The sequence below is a fragment of the Nostoc sp. MS1 genome, assembly GCF_019976755.1.
GTDB lineage: Bacteria > Cyanobacteriota > Cyanobacteriia > Cyanobacteriales > Nostocaceae > Trichormus.
Genome location: NZ_AP023441.1, coordinates 6,277,077 through 6,300,690 on the forward strand (window position 1 = coordinate 6,277,077; position 23,614 = coordinate 6,300,690).

The following is a 23,614-nucleotide window of genomic DNA, read 5'->3' on the forward strand; positions in this document are numbered from 1 at the left end:
GCAGAAACTTGATTAACTATTGGTTAACAGTTAACAGTTACCTCTGTTTATCTAAGCTTTTCACAAAAAACTGTATTATAAGTTACAAAAAAGTTTTTTAGTTATTAGTAATATTGGTCACTCTACTCTTAATTACTAATAGTGATTTAGTTTTATGAGAAAAATTAAGTAATAATTATTGAACCTCAGAAAAAGCATTCTAACATCAAATCGAAACATTTAGCGCATAGAAAAATATTTAAGTAAAAATACGGTCAGTTACTAATTAAATAATAGAAAAATAACGTATATTTGCTGAACCAATATCCCTAGATATTGGTGTAATTAACTTATTAATTTGTAGCTATCAAAAAAGTATATCTGCATATTCACCATTAACCCAATAGAAGTTCATCTATCACAAGCATTAAATATATGTATGAACACTTACATATAAAGAGATTAAATGTAGAAAATGAACAAAAATATATAATTTCCGCAGTAAATATATATAAAATTTTGACATAGTTAAATTAAAATAAAGATTACTCAATGATCCTACATAATTAGCGCAATAGTGGTGTCAACACACCTTTAACAGACCGCGATTTTACATACATCAGCAATACACACAAACAAACTATGAACTCTCACACTGAAAAACGCATAGCTTTAATTTCAGTTCACGGAGACCCAGCAATTGAAATTGGTAAGGAGGAAGCTGGAGGACAAAATGTTTACGTGCGTGAAGTAGGCAAAGCATTAGCTCAATTGGGATGGCAAGTGGATATGTTTAGCCGCAGAGTGAGTCCTGAACAAGAGTTAATTGTTCACCACAGCCCGCTTTGTCGCACAATTAGGTTAACAGCTGGGCCAGAGGAGTTTATCCCCAGAGATAACGGCTTTAAATATTTACCGGAATTTGTCAAACAATTACTACGTTTCCAAAAGGAAAACAACTTCACCTACCCAATAGTGCATACAAACTACTGGCTTTCTAGCTGGGTGGGAATGCAATTAAAAGAAATCCAAGGAAGTAAGCAAGTTCATACATACCACTCATTAGGAGCAGTTAAGTACAAGGCTATAGATACCATTCCGCTAGTTGCAACTAAGCGTTTAGCTGTAGAAAAACAAGTACTAGAAACAGCAGAGAGAATTGTTGCTACCAGTCCGCAAGAACAGCAACATATGCGATCGCTGGTTTCCACTAAAGGTTACATTGATATAGTTCCTTGTGGTACTGATATTCAACGCTTCGGTTCCATAGCCAGACAAGCAGCTAGAGCCGAATTAGGCATTGACCAAAATGCCAAAGTTGTTTTATATGTAGGACGTTTCGACCCCCGCAAAGGTATAGAAACTATAGTCCGTGCAGTCAATGAGTCCCAATTACGTAACTCTGGCAAACTCAAGCTTATTATTGGTGGTGGTAGTACCCCTGGTAATAGCGATGGTAGAGAGCGCGATCGCATTGAAGGCATTGTGCAAGAATTAGGCATGACTGATATCGTTAGTTTCCCTGGTCAGCTGAATCAAGATATCCTCCCTTCCTACTATGCTGCGGCTGATGTTTGCGTTGTTCCTAGTCATTATGAACCATTTGGACTTGTGGCGATAGAATCGATGTCCAGTGGTACACCTGTAGTCGCCAGTGATGTTGGTGGACTTCAATATACAGTCATCTCTGAAAAAACAGGTTTATTAGTACCACCAAAAGATGTGGCTGCTTTCAAAACAGCAATTGATCGAATTTTGCTCAATCCCGCATGGCGAGATGAACTAGGTGTAGCTGCAAGGAGACACACTACCGATAAATTTAGCTGGGATGGAGTAGCAGTACAACTCGATGAAATATACACTCAATTGTTGATCCAGGAAGAAGTTAAGGAACCAGCATTGAGCAGTAAATAAAAGTTTGGGCTGCCAATTTATCACTGAAATTGATAGGGAATGGGTAGTATTTCAACCTACGTAATTAACCTGAGTTCGGGATAAGAAAAGGGACAGGTAGTAAGCCCAAAAGTAACGAAAAATCTAGTAACCTGTCCTATGTATATTTTAAAAGTTTTGTTCTGGCATGTAGATGATTTTTGTCAAATATTTGAAGAGCAATGGCACAGAAAGCTATTGAATCATGAAGCAACCAAACGCAAGAGGAACAAAAGCCTATGTTTAAGTGAAATTATGACAATCTTCAGCACTTTTCATGAAAATCACTACCAGGATTCAATTATTTCTATTTAAACCAAGTCAAACAATTTGTAGCATTTCCACAAGTGGGTGGCGCTGCACTGCCCACCCTACTTTTCAAACATTCTTTAAAGCAAAGGTAATAGGATTTCAAATTTTGTGCCAACGCCTAGTTGAGATGAAAAATTTAACTTACCACCGTGTCTTGCAGTGATAATACGATAACTAACTGCTAGACTTGTTTCTGTTTCTGTTCTTTTTTCTATCGAAAAGTTTTCTAGTATTTGTTTTTGTAATTCATCAGGCATACCTGGGCCATTATCTGCCACACAAATAGAAACCCAGCGCGAATCCTGGTTAGGTTGAGTTGCGCTTTGAGAGATAACTGCTGTGGTAATTTCTATTGTTGGATGTTTAGGATTTTTATGAAAATCTGGTTGCAATTGACGCACAGATTCATCTAATAAACTATCTACAGCTTGGCTTAAGAGGTTCATCAATACTTGATTCAATTGACCAATAAAGCAAGAAACTGGAGGGATTTTACCATAGTTTTTAATAATAGTGATTTCTCCTTTTAAACGGCTTTTAATTAAAATAACAATACTATCTATTGCAGCATGTAAATCCATTGGTTTAGGATAAACTGCATCAATATGACAGAAGTTTTGCAAGCTAGTAACAAGCTTTTTGAGTCTTTCTGCTCCCGAACGGGCGCTAGTTATTGCTTTAGATAAATCTTCTTGTAAATAATCAAATTCAATCTCATCTTTAATATCTTTAATTTCTGTACAGCCTTGGGGTAAACAATCATCATAAGCAGCTATTAACTTAAGTAAATCTTGGCTATAGTTAGCAATATGAGATAAGTTACCCCAAATAAAACCTACGGGGTCTAAAATTTCGTGTGCTACTCCATCTACTAATCTTCCTAGTCTCGCCATCTTATCGTTTTGAATCATTTGGGCTTGGCTGCGTTCGTAGCGTACTTGAGTTTCTACACCGCGAATTTGCCAAGCTGCAACATTTAATTCATGGGGATCTAATAATTTGTAGGAATTATCTGCTGTATGGACAACTATGGGTTCTGCTAAAAATTCTGGCGATCGCCTCAGTGTATGTTGCATGGCTGCTAAGATGGGCGTAGTATCTGCCAGCACTAGAATAGCCAAACGAGCATAACTGTAGAGAACATCTAATGGTTCCTTAAAAAACAACTCTTGTCCGTAGGGACGCATCAAAAATTCTACTAGTCGTCGCCGTGAAATCATCCCGATAAATTGTCCCTGTTCTAACAAGATTACTCCCGGTAACAAGGGGTACTTATCAAAATATTTCCCTACTTCTGCCCCAGTAACGCTAACTTCCACCCCAAAGGTGTACATTGGTAGTTCTTGGATAGTGGAATCTAAGCGTAAATCGCGATCGCTACCAGCAGATAAAACAGGTGGTGAGATCAGAGAACAAAATTCTTGTGACACTGGCTACCCTGATATATACAAGGAACGTTTATTAAATAACCTAATATTTTATCCTTTGAGTTTCTTACTGACACTGGATTTAGTAAAGTTAACACAATTTTTTTCTCAGAGATAATACTGAGCTTACTTTGAGGCGGCTGTGATAGTACTGAAGATTTAGAAGTAAAATATGGCGAATTGGACTTGCAAGTTAAAGGCTTTTATAGTAAAAATTCAACCTAAAGTAAAAATACAATTATACGGGAGAACAAAAATTCGGCTGTAGGTTAACAACGAGGAAAATTAGCCTGAATATTAATATTCAGCGAAAGCTTCAAGGCTTTACTGGCTCAAGAATGTAGCTCTTACTAAACAGAATGATGGTGATCCCCAATTATTTAAAAAGTATGAATACTTAATAAAATGCCCGGAAGTTATTACTGTCAAGAGCTAATTGACAGTAGGTATAAATTTTATTTAATGAAAAGTTAGGTAACTTTATCCTCAGTCTGCTAATATCGGAACTATTTCTACAATAAAACAATGTTCAAAATGCTTATTACTATTAAAAGCCCCTACCCACAAGGAGATGGAGATTTTATCAATTGTCAGTAGTTAGCCGTCAATTACAAAATTATGTTTGTAAATCAAGCCAACAAGGACTTGAGACATTCTAAAACTGACAACTAATACTATTCACTTCGATAGAATGACTAGGCATAACCTAAAAAATCCACAGCGCTTTTGACTAAGAGGCCCATGAATCAACTGAACAATGGTTTCACAATATTTCTGAGTCTGCTAGTCGAGGCGATGCCCTTTTTGCTGTTAGGGGTTCTATTCTCTAGTACGCTGCTATTTTTTGTGGATGAGCGCAATTTAGTAGAAAGAATGCCCAAAAACCCTGTCTTAGGTGCTTTAGTTGGCAGTATGGTCGGGTTTTTGTTGCCTGTGTGTGAATGCGGTAATGTACCAGTAGCGCGGCGTTTACTGATGCAAGGAGTACCGACACCTGTAGCAATTGGTTTTTTACTAGCAGCACCAACAATTAACCCTATTGTAATTTGGGCAACATGGACAGCATTTAGGGAGCAACCAGAAATAGTTGTTTTACGTGTAGTATTTTCGCTGTTAATTGCCACAATTATTGGTTGTGTTTTCAGCGTGCAAACAGACTTGCAACCAATAGTCCAACCTGCGATCGCTCGCTACTTGAAGTTTAATCCCCCAGCCGCGCCCGATGCAAAACGCCGGGGTAAACCGTCAGCAAAAGATAAAGGTTCATCCAGTATGTTACGTTCGGGAACATACATTTTAGGCGGTCGCGCAGGTGGTATGCCTACCCGGCTAGATACGAACCTCACCCCAGCGAGTGATACTAGCAGCAACAGCAAACCTTTTAGAGATAAAATGCGCCTCCTGCTAGATAACAGCATTCAAGAATTGCGGGAGTTAGGCGCAGTCATGATTATTGGGAGTGCGATCGCCGCAGCAATTCAAGTCCTAGCACCCCGTGAACTTATTCTCAGTCTAGGATCAGGGCCAATTACCTCAATTCTCGTCATGCTAGTGTTAGCCGTAGTAGTATCAATTTGCTCTACTGTCGATTCATTTTTCGCCCTGTCATTTGCAGCCACGTTTAACAGTGGTTCACTGTTAGCCTTTCTCGTCTTTGGACCGATGATTGACATCAAAAGTGTCGGTTTGATGTTATCCGTATTCAAACCTAAAACCATCTTCTACTTATTTTCCCTAGCTGGGCTATTAACATTCTTGTTCACCCTTTTCCTCAACTTACATGTTCTCTAATTAGTCCACAGTCCACAGTCAATAGTCCACAGATATTTGGACTATTGACTAATGACCAATAACTAATGACTAATAACAAATGACTAAATCTCAAACTCCTAGTAAACTTCTCTCTTGGCTTGATGTCCTGGCAATTACAGCTTGGGGAGTATTATTGCTGAGGTATTGGCTGACTAACAAACTTAATTTGTTGATTCACCCTAATTATTTTTGGTTAGTGATAGTCACGGGTATCGTGCTGCTGATTATTAGTTTTGCCAAGGCTCAAGAACTGTGGCGCTTACGTCCTCAAGCAATTAGCTCAAACTCTCAGCACATAACTTTATTTGCCCCTGGTTGGGGTAGCAGTTTGCTATTAACCACAGCGATTGTAGGTTTTATTATTACACCCCAAGTCTTCGCTAGTGATAAAGCCCTCCAAAGAGGTGTGACCGATTTATTAACCACCTCTCGCCTACAACCCCAATCCTTCCGCGCCTCAGTTCGTCCAGAGGAGCGATCGCTGGTAGATTGGGTACGTACCATTAATGTTTATCCCGAACCTGACACATATACAGGTCAAAAAGTCAAGGTGCAAGGGTTTGTCATCCATCCCCCAGAACTAACCAAAGAATATATCTTTCTGGCCAAATTCGTCCTCACCTGCTGTGCGGCTGATGCTTACCCTGTAGGTTTACCAATCAAATTAGGTGCTAATCAAGAACGCTATACACCCGATACTTGGTTAGAAGTGGAAGGACAAATGACCACAGAAACCTTAAGCGGTAAACGTCAAGTGACTATCGCCGCCACCTCATTAAAAAAGATTCCTCAACCAGAAAATCCATATAGTTACTAGTCATTAGTCATTAGTCCATAGTCCAAAGCAATGACCAATGACCAATGACCAATGACCAATGAAAATGACTACTAAACCTTTTCTCCAACCCCTAGATCGTACAGCGATCGCGCTGATGTTAATTTTGAGTTTGTTGATTGGCTTGCTCATATTACAGGGTGATGTTGTAGCCTCTCGCGTGCGTGATTTTTCTTGGCAAAATCAACAAATTGGCGCAGATGATATTTCTTTTTCCGTCACTTTTAGCCGTCCAATGGACATTAAAAGCGTAGAGGATAACTTAAAAATTGACCCACCGTTAGCTGGAAAATTCAGTTGGGCGGGGCGCAGGATGGTTTATACTTTGCTGACACCAGCCCCTTACGGCACAAATTACAAAGTACAGTTGCAGGGGGCTAAAGATAGGTTTGCCGAACAAGAAAAAACAAAAAGGCTAATTCAGCCCTTCACTAGTCAATTCCGTACACGCGATCGCGTTATTCTCTACATTGGAGCCGACCAACAAGAACAAGGGCAGTTAGTACTTTACAACTTGTCTTCCGAACAGAAAAAGGTACTTACGCCCAAAGACCTAGTAGTCATGGATTTTGAACCATTCCCTAATGGAGAAAAAATCCTATTCTCAGCTCGTGCGGCTAATAATCAAGACTTACTTTCCGCCCAATTATATACAGTCACCACAGGTATTCCGCTCAAAGCTGATACACCTACCGAACCAGCCGGGAAAATCGACCTAATTTTAGATAACAAAGATTATCAAAACCTGAAATTTGACTTATCACCCGATGGACAAACTATCGTCATTCAAAGGGGAAATAAAAATAACCCTGGTGACTTTGGGTTGTGGTTTATGCCAACCAACAACTCAGGAGAGAGACCCACTCCACAACGTCTAAAAAGCCAGCCAGGGGGTGATTTTATGATTACGCCTGATAGTAAAGCTGTAGCTGTAGCCCAAGGTCAAGGAGCAGCTATCCTACCCCTACAAAACGATGCCACCAAACCCCTAGATTTTCTCCCTCAGTTTGGGCTAGTGCAGGCATTCTCTAAAGATGGCTCTAAAGCAGCAATGGTAAGATTTAATACAGATTTTACAAAAGAGTTGTTTTTAGTAACAAACCAAGGTACTCAACAATCCTTGTCAAAAACAACAGGTTCAATTCTTAGCTGCCAATTTGATCCAGCTTTACCCGTCCTATATTGTTTGCTGACACAAGTTGTATCAAAAGAACAATATATAGAGCAGCCTTACTTAGTAGCAATTGACCTAAAAACTGGTCAGCAGAAACCCTTACTGGTGTTACCCATAGAACAGAGAAACGTACAGATGAGCTTGTCACCCGATGGCTTAGGCTTATTATTCGACCAAGTAGTTCCCCAAACCGATCCTAATCCATCTGCAACTAAAACATTAAAAACCGATGATGGAGAAGCGATCGCCACAAGTAATTTGTGGTTAATGCCCCTACTACCAATCTCCGACACCGCCATCAGTACCATCAGACCAGACAAGCTGCCATTTATTGGGTTTCATCCCCGTTGGCTACCTTAAACGAGTCGGGAGTCGGGAGTCGGGAAGGGGAAAAAGCCTCCAGCCTTTTGACTAATGACTATGGACTAATGACTAATGACTAATAACCAACGACCTTTTCAATTTTTAACTTTTCTGAGCTAGGCATTTGATAAATTATATACAGAGACAGTATTTCTCCAATATGTGACTTCCTATCAGTGAGCTACTACCGTATAACTGTTTATCATAGGTGAGCCTGCAGATACCTTGATTAGGTATCTGTAGTTTGGCTTACGTATTTGTAGCATTTGAACTCGAAACCCTCGTCAGGACTAAGGTTGACGGGGGGGAAGCTCATAATGTTATAACGACAATCAGTTATATATGCAAAATGGGGAACACTGCATCAATGACTAACTACCCATGCTGCGGGAAAATCTAACTTGGCTGATAGATGAATCCCTAAGCAGTTATGAAGCAACGCTATTTATAGCGTCGCTGAAATTTTTAAGTGGGTGGTTCAAGAGTGATGAATGAAGCTGACACCTCAATTAATAGGGCTGTGATGGAATCTCCTAATTCTTCTGCTAATTCACTACAACCAGAACAGACAAACTGTCCTTTTTATACAGTTGTGCCTTCTGACAACACAACCACTGGCACGCCACTCCTCAACCCAGCAGAAGATGAACAGGACAGTACCCGTGCCGATTCTGCCGAAGAAGTACAACAGCAAGATTGGGTAGTAGAGCCTGATGGTGAGAAGCAAGCACTAGTGGAGGCGGAATTTCAGAAGTTATTGGCACTTAACGAGGAATTGCGGGCTGCCAATAATGAACTATACCAGCAAGTGGAACATTTGCGGGATGATTTATCTGAGGCAGAAAAAGCATTGCAATGGCAAAAGAGACGCTCTAGTGTCACTGAGTCGATGCTAAATCAACAAGCTCAGGAATTAGCCGCAGCCCAAGAACAAATCCAATCTTTGTTTCAACAGTTAGAAACTGCTGTCCAAACTACTCAACGTCAAGAAATACTGATTGATAGTTATAAAGCCCAATTGCAAATTAGTCAACAGCGCATTGCCCAATTAGAACGGGAATGTTCTTTATTGCAAACCAACTACAGCGAACAATCTCAACAAGTCATCCAATCAGAAAACGCTTGCCGAGAACTGCGTACTCGCTTGATGCGACAACAGCGCCAAACTTTGCAATTTAAAGCGGCTCTAGAAAAATGCCTAGACACATCAATTCCCAATTATGAGTCTACAGAAGGGAGTGGTAACAACGCACAAAACCCAGTCCCTCACAAAACAAGATTTGCCAGAAAAGCCCGGTCTTTATTTCCCAACGCCGAGCCGATTAAGCCTTGGTCAGCAGAACCGGAGTCTCCCCAGCAAGAGGAGGAAAAAGCTTGGGATGAACCCTCTCCACCGCGTCCCTTTACTAGCGATTATTCAATGCCTAATCCCCCTTCTTTGTGGAACTGGCCAGCTAAGGATAAAGAGAAGGAAGATATACGCATAATTTCTCAGCCACCGGAACCGGAACCGGAACCAGAACCAGAAGTAGATGATACTCCCCCCACACCAGAAGAAATTTCATCAATGGGTTCCGCAGAATTAGACCAGCAAATAGACAGTCTTATTCAAATGTTTTTCGCCTCCCAACAGGGAACCTCATCACCTGCACCAGCAACCCCAGAGACAACTGTAGTAGAAACTCAACAACCTGAAGTGACTGTCTGGGAAACTGTGGCTGAAAGTGTAGACGAACAGACACCAGAAAAGATAATAGAGGTAATAGTAGAAGTAAGTCCTGCGCCAACGAACTCTACATTGTCCTTTACTGTATCCCCAACTGAAAAAACTGCCCCAACACAAGAGCCGCAGCAATTGCCAGCCTTACCACTCGATGAGATAGAGTTACCATTAACTAACTTCAGCCCAGATTCATTTGATGACTCTACCAACGATTCTCAATCACCTTCACCAGTAGTTTATCCCCAAAGACAAGCGAAGAAGCGTAAGTCTTTAGCATCAGTAGAACTACCTAACTTTAAACCTAATAGTCAGTAAATATTCACTCTCTGAATTAGTTTGATTGCATTTCGGCTAAGGCTACTGCACCCCATAATGGTGCATCATCACCTAATGCGGCGGGAATGATTTCCAATGATACTTCTGGTAATGCTGTTTCCCTCGCTGTTTTTTGTAATATATTCCACCAAGTGTCGCCAGCCTTGGTGACGCTACCACCTAAAATGAAACGCTGCGGGTTGATGAGGTTGGCAGCGTTACCGATACCTACACCCAAAGCCCAAGCGGATTTTTGTAATACGGCTTGAGCTATACTATCTCCTTGTGATGCTGCTTGGCTGATTATTTGACCTGTGAGCAAATTGAGGTCATTTTCTACTAATCTTCTCAGTATATTTCCGCTTTCTTGTTGACTTTGTAATATATTCTTGGCATTTTGTGCCATGTACGGGCCTGATGCCAAACGTTCTACACATCCACGCTTACCACACAAACATACAGGCCCAGCAGGATCTACAACCATATGTCCGATTTCACCAGCCATCCCACCTGCACCTTGCCAAGGTTTACCGTTGAGTATCCAACCACCGCCTACACCTGTGCTGATGGTAATGTAAAACAGGCTATCGTATCCTTGCCCTGCCCCAAACCGATATTCGCCCAAAGCAGCAATGTTGGCATCATTATCTACACTGGTATGTACACCAAACTCTCGTTCTAGTAAGTTTTTTAAAGGAAGATTTTCCCATCCAGAAACGTGATGAGATAGTCTGACTGTCCCTGTGGTTGCGTCTACAGGGCCACCAAAGCTGACACCGATGGCTGTGGGTGTTGTACCTTGGAGTAGGGAAGCAATGAGCGATCGCATTATTTCTAAGTCTGTATTAGCATCTGCATTGCTTGGGGAAAGTCGGCTTTCATAACGTAGCCATTCTCTACAACCAGACTTTACTAATGCTGCGGCTAACTTCGTTCCCCCAAAATCCAGTGCCAAGATTAATGCCATAGTTGTCTACTCACAAAGAAATACCAGGTCAAGTCTAAAATATAACTATCCACATTTTGTCTATGATTAAAATTAGCGCGAGTATTTTTATGATTACATATTGAGAATATTTATTATTTGGATTGATGTCTTCTATGGGAGAAACATCTGTTAATGAAAAATTATATAGCTATGAAAGCTTACCCTGAAATGGTTTTGGCATTTTGTAAATTTATGCAGCCTCATGAATAATAATAAAAACTTGCATTTGTACTTACTTTCAGTTAGATTGGTAATAAACGTTCAAAAACGCTTTTGACTGTTGAAAGCTGAGAAAAACAACCATAACATCATTTGTCCAAGCTGTATAAAAATTCCAATTTGAAATAGACCAGCTCAAAGACAAAATTTGTTCAGTAATCTGTTAATGACATTTTACTTTTAGGCATATAGTAAAGACTGTTGATATAAGCTCTCGTAAATATAGTATATTTCTTCATAATTTATTGAGAATATTTCTCATTAGGTATTTTGGGCTTTTAATTGAGCTTGTTTAAAGCACAGTGGAAGAATAATTATGTTTTATATTCATATGGTAAAAATGAAAATTTATAATTCCTCTAAATATTAAGTTACGTCAACTATCTTAAGAATTATTGAATAACAAAAGTCTAACTATTTATTAAGTAATTTTCCCTAAAAAATTTACCTCTCAAGGTTTATAACATCATATCTCTAGTAATAAATACTGTAATTGCCATTGCCATATCTGTTAATTTAATTAAATATTTAACTTTCTACTGCTACTTTTACACCTATGACAAGTTTGACATTCAAAATTATTAGCCGGATACGAGCAAAAAATTATTGATATCTTAAATAGAATTATTCTTAATAGGGAGGACGCTGATAAAAAATAATGTTATAAAGTTGCTACTTGGGCTGATCCAGGCACATTAAATAATTGTTTTTAACTTTGTCCACTGGGAAATTTGTTTTCCAGAACACAATTGTGTTTTGTATCACTTCGTTGATAAAAAAACTTAATTAATATAAATCAATGAGTAATTTCTTTTGTTCAGACAATACACGACAAATAGGAGAAGATATTATTGGTAGTGCAACAGATTACCAAACGTATGTTCTTATTGAATGTCCCCAACCTTGGTTAGCAAATGCTTTTAGTTCTCGATGGGTTCCTAGTAATTTACAGGTTTTGGTAGAAGAAGTATCTAAAGCAAAATTACCAGTAAGATTTCTTTTAATCGCTAATGACTTTACCCATAAAGCAGACTACACAACTCTTTTGATTTATCAAAAACAAGAGGGTTTAAGTCATGGGTATATTAAGCATGAATTTAAACTATCTCAGATTGAACAAGTAGCTGATGTTGCTAAAAAATGGTTACAAGGCGAAAGACCAAATTCTGAGATAGATACAAATATAACTAGAGATATATTAGTTTGTACTCATGGCAGCTATGATAAATGCTGTGCTAGATACGGTAATTCTTTTTATTTCCATGCTAATGCTAATACTTCTCAGTTAGGTTTGGAAAACGTCAGAATTTGGCAATCGACTCACATTGGAGGACATCGGTTTGCACCGACAGCTATAGATTTACCAGAGGGTAGATACTATGGGCTTTTGGATCAAGATGTTTTCCAGTCTATTTTGACACGTACTGGAGATATCCAAAACTTGAAAAAAGTTTACAGAGGTTGGGGAATTTTGCCTCCGACTATACAGGTTTTGGAAAGAGATTTAATGTTAAGCCACGGCTGGAACTGGTTTAATTATAAAGTTGCAGGCAAAATTATAGAGCAAAGCTTAGACAACAATACTATCTTGGGTCAACTCACTTTTGAACAAGGTTCTAGTCAGTATACCTATCAAGCAGAGTTGATTAAAGACCATACCAGAAGTATTGAAGTAAAGAGTTCTTGCAATGCTAATCAAACTTCTAAAGTTGTCAAATATTCTGTTGCTAACCTTTGGTTGCTGACTGATAATTTATTGAATTTTAACCTACATTCGGCAAGTGTATCAGGGAAGTGAATAAAAATAAGAGTAGTAGTGCTGAGTTATGAGTAGGAATTTCTCTCTCATCTTCCTCATCTTCCTCATCTCCCTCATCTCCCCCACCTGCTACCTCCTGCCTTCTGCTAAGATATTATGCCAACTGTCCTTCAATTAGATACGATTGATGCTAGATAATGGGAAAGCTTTGACATAAACTAGCCAATCTAGCCCGGAAGAACAGATAAATAACTATGCGAACTCACTATTGCGGCGAACTCCGACAAGAGAATATTGGAGAAACTGTTACCTTATATGGCTGGGTAGACCGTCGCCGCGATCATGGGGGCGTGATATTCTTGGATTTACGCGATCGCTCTGGAATTGTCCAAATTGTCAGCGATCCGCAACGCACCCCAGATTCCTACGAACTGGCAAACTCTCTGCGTAATGAATACGTTGTGGAGATTACAGGTAGGGTAACACAACGTCCTGATGAATCACTCAATACCCGCATCCCTACAGGCGAGGTGGAAATCTACGCTGATCAAATCGTGCTGCTAAATGGCGTGCGGAAACAGTTACCTTTCCAAGTTTCCACCGCCGATAGCGAGTCAGTGCGCGAAGATTTGCGGCTGAAGTATCGTTACTTGGACTTGCGGCGCGATCGCATGGCACGTAACATACAACTACGTCATCAAGTTGTGAAAGCGATGCGGCGCTATCTAGAAGACGTAGAAGGTTTTATCGAAATTGAAACCCCAGTCCTCACCCGTTCCACCCCAGAAGGCGCACGGGATTATGTTCTTCCCAGCCGTGTTAACCCAGGTGAATGGTTTGCTTTACCTCAATCACCACAGCTATTTAAGCAGATTCTCATGGTAGCTGGGATGGATAGATATTATCAAATCGCCCGATGCTTCCGCGATGAGGACTTACGCGCCGACAGACAGCCAGAATTTACGCAATTGGACATGGAAATGAGTTTCATGTCCCAGGAAGAAATTATCCAACTCAATGAAAAGTTAGTTAGTTATATCTTCAAAACTGTCAAAGGTGTTGAGTTACCCCTTCCCTTTCCCCGGCTTACCTACGCCGAAGCAATGGAACGCTACGGTAGCGATAAACCCGATACCCGCTATGATTTACAACTAGTTGACATTTCTGATGTGCTGAAGGATTCTGGTTTTAAGGTATTCCGGGATGCTGTTGCCAATGGTGGTATTGTCAAAATTCTCCCCATTCCTAACGGTAACGAGCAAATTTCTAATGTGCGTATTAAGCCGGGTGGAGATTTATTTAAGGAAGCCTCTGAAGCTGGTGCAAAAGGTTTAGCTTATATCCGTGTACGTGAAGATGGGGAAATTGACACCATCGGCGCAATTAAAGATAACCTCAGCGAAGAACAGAAACAGGAAATCTTACGGCGCACAGGTGCAAAAGCTGGACATTTGCTGTTGTTTGGTGCTGGTGATGCGGCGACAGTAAATAAAACTTTGGATAGATTGCGACAGGCGATCGCCAAAGAATTTGGTTTAATTGATCCAGAGAAAATTAACTTACTGTGGGTTGTAGATTTCCCCATGTTTGAGTGGAATGCAGACGAAAAGCGTCTAGAAGCACTCCATCACCCATTCACCGCACCCCACCCCGATGATTTACACGACTTAAAAACAGCTCGCGCTCAAGCTTATGATTTAGTATTTAATGGCTTTGAAGTCGGTGGCGGTAGTCGGCGGATATATCAACGCGATGTTCAAGAACAAGTGTTTGAAAACATCGGTTTGTCTCCAGAAGAAGCACAAAATAAATTTGGTTTCCTCCTAGAAGCTTTTGAGTATGGTACACCGCCTCATGGTGGTATTGCATACGGTTTAGATCGGTTGGTGATGCTACTAGCTGGCGAAGAATCAATTCGTGATGTCATCGCTTTTCCGAAGACACAACAAGCACGCTGTTTGTTGACAGATGCACCTTCTAGTGTAGATGTCAAGCAAATGAAGGAATTACACGTTGCATCGACTTACAAACCAAAGTCTTAGGATTTCCCATAATTCTCGTTACCACTACTTTACAGGAGTTACGCTATATTAGTACATAAGTACTGATAAATTAGCGATCGCCTATAGTAAGTTGAGCTTATTGCTTGACCAACACTATAGGCAAGTGTAATCACATCATTACCAGCGTGTACTCCTCCATACTGATAAAATGCTTCTGCTGCGAAACTATCAACGTCAAACAGCAGAAATTTTTTATTTATGGGTATTTTCACGCACCAAATTTCTACAGATAGGTAGAATAGGTCTAATTAAATCTGCGGATATCCTTAACAGCAGACCATAAGTCTTGATTTTCAACAATTTTATCTAATAGCCTGTGCTTGTTTATAAAAACCGATTTGTCGATAAACTTATCGTAGTTTACAAACCCTATTAAATTTTCTGTTCAGCACGACCAGAGTTAGGAGAATTATGGTAATTAAACAAAGACGTAAACTTGGACATTCAGGACTAGAAGTATCACCAATATGTTTTGGTGGTAACGTGTTTGGTTGGACAATTGATGAAAAGACTTCATTTGAAATTTTGGATCACTTTGTAGAAGCTGGCGGTAATTTCATTGACACAGCCGATGTCTATTCTAAGTGGGTTCCCGGAAATCAAGGTGGAGAATCTGAGATAATTTTAGGAAAATGGCTCAAACTACGCCAAAATCGTCACCAAGTAGTCATTGCAACTAAGGTTGGTAGCGATATGGGGGTTAAAGGCAAAGGACTTTCTCGCCAGCACATTTTCCAAGCTGTTGAAGACTCTTTGCAACGGTTACAGACAGATTATATCGACCTATATCAATCCCACATCGACGATGAAACTACCCCATTAGAAGAAACTCTAGAAACTTATAGCGAATTGATTCGCCAAGGAAAAGTACGTGCTATTGGTGCTTCCAACTACAACGGATCTCGTTTGCTACAGGCGTTAGAAATCAGCCGCCAATATGGTTATCCTCGTTATGAAAGCCTCCAACCCCGTTATAATTTGTACGACAGAGATGATTATGAGCAGAACTTACAACAAATCTGCCAAGAACAAGGAATAGGCGTAATTAATTATTCTGCTCTGGCGAGTGGCTTTCTCTCTGGTAAATATCGCTCTGAAAAAGATTTATCTATTAGTCTGCGTGGTAATTCCGTCAAAAGATATTTAGAGCCTCGTGGTTTGCGGATTCTTGAAGCACTTGATCAAGTTGCCAAGACTTATAATTCTACACCGACGCAAATTTCTCTCGCGTGGCTCATCGCTAATCCCACTATTACTGCTCCTATCGTTAGTGCAACTACCATTGAGCAACTCAACGATGTCATCAAAGCTGTCAATCTTCAGCTAGATCAAGATGCTATTAACATTCTCAATCAAGCAAGTTCCGCCAACGCTTTAGTTTCATAAACACATAATAAGAGCCGAAGCAGCAAAAAATCGGCTCTTGTTAAACCTGTACTAATCATTGATGCTAGAGTTGTTAGTCTTGGCGCTACCTGAGTAACTGAAATATAACCATAGCCCCTAGATTCATCTATGGAGTTAATCTAAAATCCAAAATCTAAAATTCAAAATTGTCTGACTCTTAAAAGAAGGATAGAGCGTTTATTTCTTTTTAGAGTGAGAATTACGTTGTGCTTGGCTATCGCTTTTCAATTGTTGCCGTCCATTTGTAATAATTCTTAACATATCTTTGAGGTCTTGTTCAATTCCCTCCAGAACATGATCAGCGTATTGATCAGCACCACCTTCAATTTCTTGAGCTTGGGCGATCGCAGTTTGGCGCATTTCTTCTAACTCTTGCTGACAAGCACGGCGTTTGCGGTCAATTTCCGTGAGGGTTTCCTGCATCATTTCCTCACACTCTTGCTGTACCTGTCGGCGTAATTGGTCAGCCTCTTGCTTTGCCTGTCTGACAATATCACTTTCTGCGAGAATTTGCGCTCTTTTAGCTTGCGCCGCATCAACTAGCTGCTGACCATATTCTTCAGCTTCCAGCAAAATTTCCTGCTTCTGTTGTAAGACAACAGCTGCTTCCTGAAAAACATTTGGTAAAGCAACTCTAATAAAATCTAGCTGTTCTAATAACTTTTCTTCATCTACAAGAGTCCGTCCCGTTAAAGGCACACGGAAGCTCGATAAAATGATTTCTTCTAAGCGGTCAAGTTCCTGCTGAATATCTACACTTCCTGGTCTTGGAGGCTCTCCTGGGGGGCCTCCGTTATCATACTCTGGAGAGGGAGCGTAGCCGTTTCCATTGTAATTAGATTCGTTGTTTGATAGTGGTGACTGTAACATTTGTGTATATCTAAAGCTACGTGTGGAGGGACAAGATGATCGACTGAACCACCAAATCTTGCGATCTCTTTTACCACACTACTACTTAAAAAACTATACTCATTTGATGTTGCTAAAAAAACTGTCTCAATTTGAGTAGAAAGTGTTTTATTGGTATGAGCCATTTGTAACTCAACCTCAAAATCAGAAATCGCCCGTAAACCCCGTAATAAGACCTGTGCTTGTCGCTGTTGAGCATAATTGACAGTTAGCCCATCAAAACCATCTGCTTCCACATTAGGTAAATGCTGAGTCGCAATGCGGATCTGTTCTAAGCGTTCCTGTACGCTAAATAATGGTACTTTATTAGGATTTCGTAATACAGCAACAATCACTTTTTCAAACAAACGACTACCACGCTGAATAATATCGAGGTGTCCTAGTGTTATTGGGTCAAAGCTACCAGGATAAATGGCAATCACAATTTTAATGTATCAAAGTTATTGAGGTGATTATATCTGGGAATGGGGAGTAGGGGGAGATGAGGGAGACAAGGAAGCAGGGGAGAATTACTTTTGACTATGGACTGTAGACCAATGACTAATGACTAATGACCACTAACAATTTAGGTAATTTTATATGACACTGGATATTTTTAGTTTACCTATGGCATTTTTGTTTACTTCTCCAGGCCCAGTTGTGGTGGAAATAGGCCCTATTACTATTCGTTGGTATGGCTTATTGATTGCTTCGGCTGTGCTAATGGGTGTTAGCCTTTCCCAATACTTAGCAAAGCGCCGCAACGTTAATCCAGATTTACTTAGTGATTTGTCGATTTGGCTGGTAATTGGGGCGATACCAGCAGCACGAATTTATTATGTCTTGTTTCAGTGGTCAGAGTATGCCCAGCATCCAGACAGGATTATTGCCATTTGGCAAGGGGGAATTGCGATTCACGGCGCTATTATTGGCGGAACTTTAGCAGCATTAATTTTTGCAAAACTCAAGCGAGTCTCTTTTTGGCAATTAGCGGATTTAGTAGCTCCTTCACTGATTTTAGGGCAAGCGATCGGGCGTTGGGGCAATTTCTTTAACTCAGAAGCTTTTGGTCGTCCTACAAATTTACCTTGGAAGCTATACATTCCCATAGAACGCCGTCCGCCAGACTTTGCAAATTTTGAATACTTTCATCCCACATTCCTTTATGAATCTATCTGGGATTTAATGGTATTCGCTTTATTAATAACTTTATTTTTTCGTAGTTTAGCCGGGAAACCACGCCTGCGAGTAGGTACGTTAATTATGGTTTACCTAGCCAGCTACAGTTTAGGACGTTTATGGATTGAAGGTCTTCGCACCGATAGCTTAATGCTAGGCCCATTGCGAATAGCACAAATTGTCAGCCTCACAGGCATTACTTTAGGACTAACCGGATTAGCTTGGCTTTACATTCGCAAACGCTCTTTACCTGATGTTGTTTCTCCCGCAAAGGATAGCGGGGAGTAGGGAGTAGGGAGTAGGGGGAGATGAGGGAGAGGGGGATGAGGAAAAGAACCTTTGACTATGGACTATGGACTATGGACTATGGACTAATGACCAAAAATAAAAAATGCCCCAGAGTAATCTCTAGGGCTTAACCAGGGTGCATCTACCATTACTCTCTACTATGGCTGGGGGGTGAATCCGGAAAGATACGGAAGAAAATCTCAAAAAATTTTTTGAGCTTTGTATATTTACGGGTAATTACTGAAATAATATATAAGTTTTTGTATGCAAAATTCTCTAAATTCTTTACAATCGGCAGTGTATATCGTGGGAGCGGGGCCTGGCGACCCCGATTTACTCACGGTTAAAGCCCAAAAACTCCTATCATCGGCAGATGTGATTTTATTCGCAGATTCGCTAATACCGGAACAACTTTTGCAGTTTTGTCGAAAAGATGCGGAAATTGTTCAGACTGCGAACAAAACTCTAGAGGAAATTATGCCTTTGATGATTGCAAGGGTGCGATCGCAAAAATCTGTAGTCCGCCTCCATTCTGGTGATCCCAGTCTCTACAGCGCCATTCATGAGCAAATGCAACGTTTGGCAGAAGCCAATATTCCTTTTGAAATCATCCCAGGTATTAGCGCTTTCCAAGCCGCAGCCGCTAAACTTAAAGTCGAATTGACTGTCCCTGGTTTAGTACAAACTATCATCCTGACACGCATTAGCGGACGAACAGAAGTACCAGCAAACGAAGAATTATCCTCTCTTGCAGCACATCAGGCTAGTTTATGCCTATATCTAAGTGCGCGTCATGTGGAAAATGCTCAAGCAAAATTACTAGAACACTATCCCGCAGATACACCAGTCGCTATTTGCTTTCGCATAGGCTGGCCTGATGAAAAAATTCGTGTGGTTCCTCTGCAAGAGATGGCAGACTGTACTCAACAAGAAAACCTGATACGCACTACATTATACGTGATTAGCCCGGCATTATCGTCAACCACTGGGCGATCGCGCTTATATCATCCTGAACATAATCATTTATTTCGCGGTGCTAGGAATTAGATAATATTAACAGGGTGACAATTGTAAATTTTGAATTGATACTATGCCTTTAATTAAAGTACAAACTTCTGTCTCTGCACCAGAAAAAACTCAAGTTGAGTCAATGTTAAAAAGTCTATCAGCTAAGTTAGCCAAACATCTAGGAAAACCAGAATCTTATGTAATGACGGCTTTAGAAGCAGAAGTTCCTATGACATTTGCTGGCAGTACAGAACCCGTTTGCTATATCGAAATTAAAAGCATTGGGACGATGAAACCAGACCAAACTGAAGCAATGAGTCAAGATTTTTGTCAACAAATTAATCAAACTCTAGGTGTACCAGAAAATAGAATTTACATAGAGTTTGCTGATGCTAAAGGTGCAATGTGGGGTTGGAATGGAACAACGTTTGGGTAATAGTCAGTTGACAGTTGTTATTCTCCTCTATCTCCCTTGTCTCCCCAATTCTGAATTACGAATTACGAATTACGAATTACCATAGAGATCCAGCACCAATTTGTGATTTTTTATGTCTGCTACACCTCTTGCGTCTCCTGTTAACTTACCTATCTCCGAAAAAACAACGCTACCTCCCTTACTAGGTGCTTCAGTGGCGGAGTTAACCGCATGGGTGCAGCAGCAAGGACAACCTGCTTATCGGGGTAAGCAGCTGCATGATTGGATTTATCAAAAGGGAGTGCGATCGCTCTCTGATATTTCTGTATTCTCTAAACAATGGCGGGCGACTGTCGCAGATGTACCTATCGGTCGTTCAACAATTCATTACCGGTCTGTTGCACCAGATGGCACTGTAAAATATCTCCTGCAACTTAGTGATGGTCAAATTGTGGAAACCGTCGGTATTCCCACAGATAAACGCTTGACTGTCTGCGTTTCTACCCAGGTGGGTTGTCCTATGGCTTGCGATTTCTGCGCTACAGGTAAGGGTGACTACAAACGCAACCTAGAAAGACATGAAATTGTTGATCAGGTGTTAACGGTTCAAGAAGATTTTCAACAACGGGTGAGTCATGTCGTGTTTATGGGCATGGGTGAACCGTTGTTAAATACTGATAATGTCTTAGCTGCGGTTAAATGCTTGAATCAAGATGTGGGTATCGGACAGCGATCGCTTACCATATCCACTGTAGGGATACGCGATCGCATTCGTCAATTAGCCGAACACCATCTACAAGTTACCTTGGCTGTCAGTATCCACGCCCCCAACCAAGCGCTACGCGAAAAAATTATACCTAGCGCTCGTCCCTATCCCATCGAAGATTTACTAGCCGAATGTCGAGAATATGTAGCCATCACTGGGCGGCGAATTTCTTTTGAATACATTTTGCTGGCTGGTGTCAATGATTTGCCAGAACACGCCCTAGAACTGTCGAAGCGTCTGCGGGGCTTTCAATGTCACGTTAATTTGATTCCTTACAATCCTATCGTAGAAGTTGATTATAAACGCCCCAGCCGCGATCGCATTGAAGCATTTGTGACGGTACTGAAGCAACAACATATTGCCGTTAGTGTTCGTTATTCCCGTGGCTTAGAAGCTGATGCTGCTTGCGGACAGTTACGCACGAACACATCGAAATAAGAGGTTATTTAACTGTAGTGGACTGTCTAACCTCTGTGTCTCCGTGCCTCTGTGGTTAAACAGTCTAGCAGTCTGGCTTTTTTAGTATAGGCTGAAGTCTTGATTAGTTTTGATCTGTCGAATAACTAATTATTTGTCGTTTTAACAAAATAATGTCGTTAAATATGAAAATATCAAAAACGTTGCTACATAAGTGTTTGCAGCGTTTTTTAGTATGTAGAGGGTCAATAGTTTATTTAACACTTTATTTGTCGTCATTTTAAATAATAACAAAATAAAAGTCGTCTTTTACGATTTTACGTTTTCCAAAATTTTCTAGTTTCATAACAAATTAGCTGTCGCTTTTTAGCTTAAATAGTGGTATTATAATTATATTTAGTACATTTGTACTAAATAATACATCCCTATACCGAAAAGTTGCCGTTTTCATTGAAGGGTCAACTACGGATCTAAGTTTGGATGTTCTCGCACAATAGCGAGATTGTTATTACTGTTTTGAGCATGAATCAACTTTTTCTATGGATCAAATGCGTATCGTCAATCAAGACGACAAATCTCTGCCTTTTGAAAACAACAATGATGTAAATGAAATTCAGGATGGTGAACCAGAAGAAACAAACGTAATTTTCACAGAATTATCGCATGAGGCAAAACTCAAAATGGACATAATCCAAGGTCTACTTGAGCCATGCGATCGCAAAACCTATGGTGAGAAGTTAAGAGCAGCAGCAGAGAAACTGGGCAAGACTGTGCGAACAGTCCAGCGTCTAGTCAAAAAATATCAACAAGACGGTTTATCGGCAATTGTTGAGACTCAGAGAAATGATAAAGGTAGTTATCGGATAGACCCTGAGTGGCAAAAATTTATTGTTACCACCTTTAAAGAAGCGAATAAGGGTAGCAAAAAAATGACTCCTGCTCAGGTGGCGATGAGAGTACAAGTCAGAGCAGAACAGTTAGGTTTACAAAAATACCCTAGCCACATGACAGTTTATAGGGTTCTCAACCCTATCATTGAGCGTCAAGAGCAGAAAAAGAAACAGAGGAATATTGGATGGCGAGGGTCACGAGTCTCTCATAAAACTCGTGATGGGCAAACATTAGATGTGCGTTACAGCAACCATGTTTGGCAGTGCGACCATACAAAGTTAGATGTCATGTTGGTTGATCAGTATGGTGAACCATTAGCTAGACCTTGGTTCACAAAGATTACAGACAGTTATTCTCGCTGCATTATGGGTATTAATGTGGGCTTTGATGCACCTAGCTCTCAAGTGGTTGCTCTAGCATTACGTCATGCTATTTTGCCAAAACAATATAGTGCAGAGTACAAACTTCTTAGCGATTGGGGAACCTATGGTGTACCTGAGAATCTTTTTACTGACGGTGGTAGAGATTTTCGCTCTGAACACTTAAAACAGATTGGTTTTCAATTAGGCTTTGAGTGCCATTTACGCGATCGCCTTAGTGAGGGTGGTATTGAAGAACGTAGCTTCGGCACGATTAATACAGAATTTCTCTCTGGTTTCTATGGCTATTTAGGTTCCAATATTCAGGAACGTTCTAAGACAGCAGAGGAAGAAGCTTGCTTAACTTTACGGGAATTGCACCTACTGTTAGTTCGCTACATTGTTGACAACTACAATCAGCGTCTTGATGCACGGACAAAAGACCAAACAAGATTTCAACGATGGGAAGCGGGACTACCTGCTCTACCAAAAATGATTAAGGAACGAGAATTAGATATCTGTTTGATGAAAAAGACTCGGCGTAGCATTTACAAGGGTGGGTATCTCAGCTTTGAAAATATAATGTATCGCGGAGACTACTTGGCAGCTTACGCAGGCGAAAATATTGTACTCAGGTATGACCCTAGAGATATTACAACTGTTTGGGTTTACCGAATAGATAAAGGCAAGGAAGTGTTTCTTTCTGCTGCTCATGCGCTGGATTGGGAAACAGAGAAATTATCTCTAGAAGAGGCTAAAGCTGCTAGTCGAAAAGTTCGCTCTGTAGGTAAAACACTCAGTAATAAATCCATTTTGGCAGAGATACATGACCGTGATACTTTCATCAAGCAAAAGAAAAAAAGCCAAAAGGAACGCAAGAAAGAAGAACAAGCTCAAGTTCATTCTGTGTATGAACCCATCACTCTGAGCGAGACAGAACCCCTAGAAAATTTACAAGAAAGACCGAAACCTGAAACTCGAAAACCCAGAGTCTTTAACTATGAGCAACTTCGTCAAGATTATGATGAGTAGATTTCATTGAATTTGCAGGATTTTAGTAAATATATTCAGAGTTTAAAACATTATTGATTTTCG

General features: G+C 40.3%; 18 protein-coding genes. 13 read left to right on the forward strand and 5 right to left on the reverse strand.

Annotated elements, in window-relative coordinates; genetic code table 11:
• Nucleotides 1–621 precede the first annotated feature (621 nt).
• Entirely contained in the window at nt 622–1,893 is a 1,272-nt protein-coding gene (locus NSMS1_RS27130) for a glycosyltransferase family 4 protein (RefSeq protein ID WP_224087741.1), read from the forward strand.
• A gap of 407 nt (nt 1,894–2,300) precedes the next feature.
• Here NSMS1_RS27130 and NSMS1_RS27135 read toward each other — a convergent pair whose 3' ends face one another.
• The gene (locus NSMS1_RS27135; RefSeq protein WP_224087742.1) at nt 2,301–3,653 is read right to left on the reverse strand and encodes a sensor histidine kinase; all 1,353 of its coding nucleotides are present in this window, start codon (nt 3,651–3,653) and stop codon (nt 2,301–2,303) included.
• A 738-nt stretch (nt 3,654–4,391) separates the two neighbouring features.
• On the opposite strand from NSMS1_RS27135, the gene NSMS1_RS27140 reads away from it, so the two are divergent.
• The 4 genes from NSMS1_RS27140 (at nt 4,392) to NSMS1_RS27155 (ending at nt 9,872) form a co-directional block, all read left to right on the forward strand.
• The gene (locus tag NSMS1_RS27140; protein ID WP_224087743.1) at nt 4,392–5,441 is read left to right on the forward strand and encodes a permease; all 1,050 of its coding nucleotides are present in this window, start codon (nt 4,392–4,394) and stop codon (nt 5,439–5,441) included.
• A gap of 79 nt (nt 5,442–5,520) precedes the next feature.
• Nucleotides 5,521–6,279: a TIGR03943 family putative permease subunit gene (locus tag NSMS1_RS27145; protein ID WP_224087744.1), complete on the forward strand. Its 759-nt coding sequence runs from the start codon at nt 5,521–5,523 to the stop codon at nt 6,277–6,279.
• A 64-nt stretch (nt 6,280–6,343) separates the two neighbouring features.
• A complete protein-coding gene (locus NSMS1_RS27150; RefSeq protein WP_224095367.1) occupies nt 6,344–7,831 on the forward strand; it encodes an Ig-like domain-containing protein in 1,488 nt (495 codons plus the stop codon).
• A 490-nt stretch (nt 7,832–8,321) separates the two neighbouring features.
• A complete protein-coding gene (locus NSMS1_RS27155; RefSeq protein ID WP_224095368.1) occupies nt 8,322–9,872 on the forward strand; it encodes a hypothetical protein in 1,551 nt (516 codons plus the stop codon).
• A 16-nt stretch (nt 9,873–9,888) separates the two neighbouring features.
• On the opposite strand, the gene NSMS1_RS27160 is transcribed toward NSMS1_RS27155, so the two are convergent.
• Nucleotides 9,889–10,839 carry an ROK family protein gene (locus NSMS1_RS27160; protein ID WP_224087745.1) on the reverse strand — a complete coding sequence of 317 codons (951 nt, stop codon included), beginning with the start codon at nt 10,837–10,839 and terminating at the stop codon, nt 9,889–9,891.
• Between the two features lie 1,039 nt (nt 10,840–11,878).
• Between NSMS1_RS27160 and NSMS1_RS27165 the strand changes: the two genes are divergently transcribed.
• Together NSMS1_RS27165 and aspS are read left to right on the forward strand one after the other, a co-directional pair.
• Nucleotides 11,879–12,877 (forward strand): sucrase ferredoxin, encoded by a 999-nt coding sequence (locus NSMS1_RS27165; protein WP_224087746.1) that lies wholly within the window; start codon nt 11,879–11,881, stop codon nt 12,875–12,877.
• Nucleotides 12,878–13,092: 215 nt separating this feature from the next.
• A complete protein-coding gene (gene aspS / locus NSMS1_RS27170; protein ID WP_224087747.1) occupies nt 13,093–14,880 on the forward strand; it encodes an aspartate--tRNA ligase in 1,788 nt (595 codons plus the stop codon).
• A 38-nt stretch (nt 14,881–14,918) separates the two neighbouring features.
• Here aspS and NSMS1_RS27175 read toward each other — a convergent pair whose 3' ends face one another.
• The gene (locus NSMS1_RS27175) at nt 14,919–15,113 is read right to left on the reverse strand and encodes a hypothetical protein (RefSeq protein ID WP_224087748.1); all 195 of its coding nucleotides are present in this window, start codon (nt 15,111–15,113) and stop codon (nt 14,919–14,921) included.
• A gap of 199 nt (nt 15,114–15,312) precedes the next feature.
• Here NSMS1_RS27175 and NSMS1_RS27180 point away from each other — a divergent pair, with 199 nt between their 5' ends.
• Complete coding sequence (locus NSMS1_RS27180) at nt 15,313–16,287, forward strand: aldo/keto reductase (RefSeq protein WP_224087749.1); 975 nt, start codon at nt 15,313–15,315, stop codon at nt 16,285–16,287.
• Nucleotides 16,288–16,485: 198 nt separating this feature from the next.
• On the opposite strand, the gene NSMS1_RS27185 is transcribed toward NSMS1_RS27180, so the two are convergent.
• Together NSMS1_RS27185 and coaD are read right to left on the reverse strand one after the other, a co-directional pair.
• Nucleotides 16,486–17,178, reverse strand: a complete 693-nt coding sequence (locus NSMS1_RS27185) for a DivIVA domain-containing protein (protein ID WP_224087750.1) — start codon at nt 17,176–17,178, stop codon at nt 16,486–16,488.
• The gene (gene coaD / locus NSMS1_RS27190; protein WP_224087751.1) at nt 17,061–17,639 is read right to left on the reverse strand and encodes a pantetheine-phosphate adenylyltransferase; all 579 of its coding nucleotides are present in this window, start codon (nt 17,637–17,639) and stop codon (nt 17,061–17,063) included. Before coaD ends, NSMS1_RS27185 begins: the two co-directional genes overlap by 118 nt.
• Nucleotides 17,640–17,796: 157 nt before the next feature.
• Here coaD and lgt point away from each other — a divergent pair, with 157 nt between their 5' ends.
• From lgt to NSMS1_RS27215, 5 genes are all read left to right on the forward strand, one after another.
• On the forward strand, nt 17,797–18,663 hold the full coding sequence (lgt, locus tag NSMS1_RS27195) for a prolipoprotein diacylglyceryl transferase (RefSeq protein ID WP_224087752.1): 867 nt from the start codon (nt 17,797–17,799) through the stop codon (nt 18,661–18,663).
• 264 nt (nt 18,664–18,927) lie between these two features.
• Nucleotides 18,928–19,710: a precorrin-4 C(11)-methyltransferase gene (gene cobM / locus NSMS1_RS27200; protein WP_224087753.1), complete on the forward strand. Its 783-nt coding sequence runs from the start codon at nt 18,928–18,930 to the stop codon at nt 19,708–19,710.
• Nucleotides 19,711–19,753: 43 nt separating this feature from the next.
• The gene (locus NSMS1_RS27205) at nt 19,754–20,107 is read left to right on the forward strand and encodes a phenylpyruvate tautomerase MIF-related protein (protein ID WP_224087754.1); all 354 of its coding nucleotides are present in this window, start codon (nt 19,754–19,756) and stop codon (nt 20,105–20,107) included.
• 112 nt (nt 20,108–20,219) lie between these two features.
• On the forward strand, nt 20,220–21,290 hold the full coding sequence (gene rlmN / locus NSMS1_RS27210) for a 23S rRNA (adenine(2503)-C(2))-methyltransferase RlmN (RefSeq protein ID WP_224087755.1): 1,071 nt from the start codon (nt 20,220–20,222) through the stop codon (nt 21,288–21,290).
• A 518-nt stretch (nt 21,291–21,808) separates the two neighbouring features.
• Entirely contained in the window at nt 21,809–23,551 is a 1,743-nt protein-coding gene (locus NSMS1_RS27215) for a Mu transposase C-terminal domain-containing protein (protein ID WP_224087756.1), read from the forward strand.
• Nucleotides 23,552–23,614 lie beyond the last annotated feature (63 nt).

Bases quoted from the DNA above. Each gene is read 5' to 3' on its own strand.
- NSMS1_RS27145 (WP_224087744.1), top strand. From the start codon at position 5,521: ATGACTAAATCTCAAACTCCTAGTAAACTTCTCTCTTGGCTTGATGTC.
- lgt (WP_224087752.1), top strand. From the start codon at position 17,797: ATGACACTGGATATTTTTAGTTTACCTATGGCATTTTTGTTTACTTCT.
- NSMS1_RS27150 (WP_224095367.1), top strand. From the start codon at position 6,344: ATGACTACTAAACCTTTTCTCCAACCCCTAGATCGTACAGCGATCGCG.
- NSMS1_RS27215 (WP_224087756.1), top strand. From the start codon at position 21,809: ATGGATCAAATGCGTATCGTCAATCAAGACGACAAATCTCTGCCTTTT.
- NSMS1_RS27130 (WP_224087741.1), top strand. From the start codon at position 622: ATGAACTCTCACACTGAAAAACGCATAGCTTTAATTTCAGTTCACGGA.
- NSMS1_RS27185 (WP_224087750.1), bottom strand. From the start codon at position 17,178: ATGTTACAGTCACCACTATCAAACAACGAATCTAATTACAATGGAAAC.
- NSMS1_RS27180 (WP_224087749.1), top strand. From the start codon at position 15,313: ATGGTAATTAAACAAAGACGTAAACTTGGACATTCAGGACTAGAAGTA.
- NSMS1_RS27140 (WP_224087743.1), top strand. From the start codon at position 4,392: ATGAATCAACTGAACAATGGTTTCACAATATTTCTGAGTCTGCTAGTC.
- aspS (WP_224087747.1), top strand. From the start codon at position 13,093: ATGCGAACTCACTATTGCGGCGAACTCCGACAAGAGAATATTGGAGAA.
- NSMS1_RS27160 (WP_224087745.1), bottom strand. From the start codon at position 10,839: ATGGCATTAATCTTGGCACTGGATTTTGGGGGAACGAAGTTAGCCGCA.
- NSMS1_RS27165 (WP_224087746.1), top strand. From the start codon at position 11,879: ATGAGTAATTTCTTTTGTTCAGACAATACACGACAAATAGGAGAAGAT.
- NSMS1_RS27205 (WP_224087754.1), top strand. From the start codon at position 19,754: ATGCCTTTAATTAAAGTACAAACTTCTGTCTCTGCACCAGAAAAAACT.
- rlmN (WP_224087755.1), top strand. From the start codon at position 20,220: ATGTCTGCTACACCTCTTGCGTCTCCTGTTAACTTACCTATCTCCGAA.
- NSMS1_RS27155 (WP_224095368.1), top strand. From the start codon at position 8,322: ATGAATGAAGCTGACACCTCAATTAATAGGGCTGTGATGGAATCTCCT.
- cobM (WP_224087753.1), top strand. From the start codon at position 18,928: ATGCAAAATTCTCTAAATTCTTTACAATCGGCAGTGTATATCGTGGGA.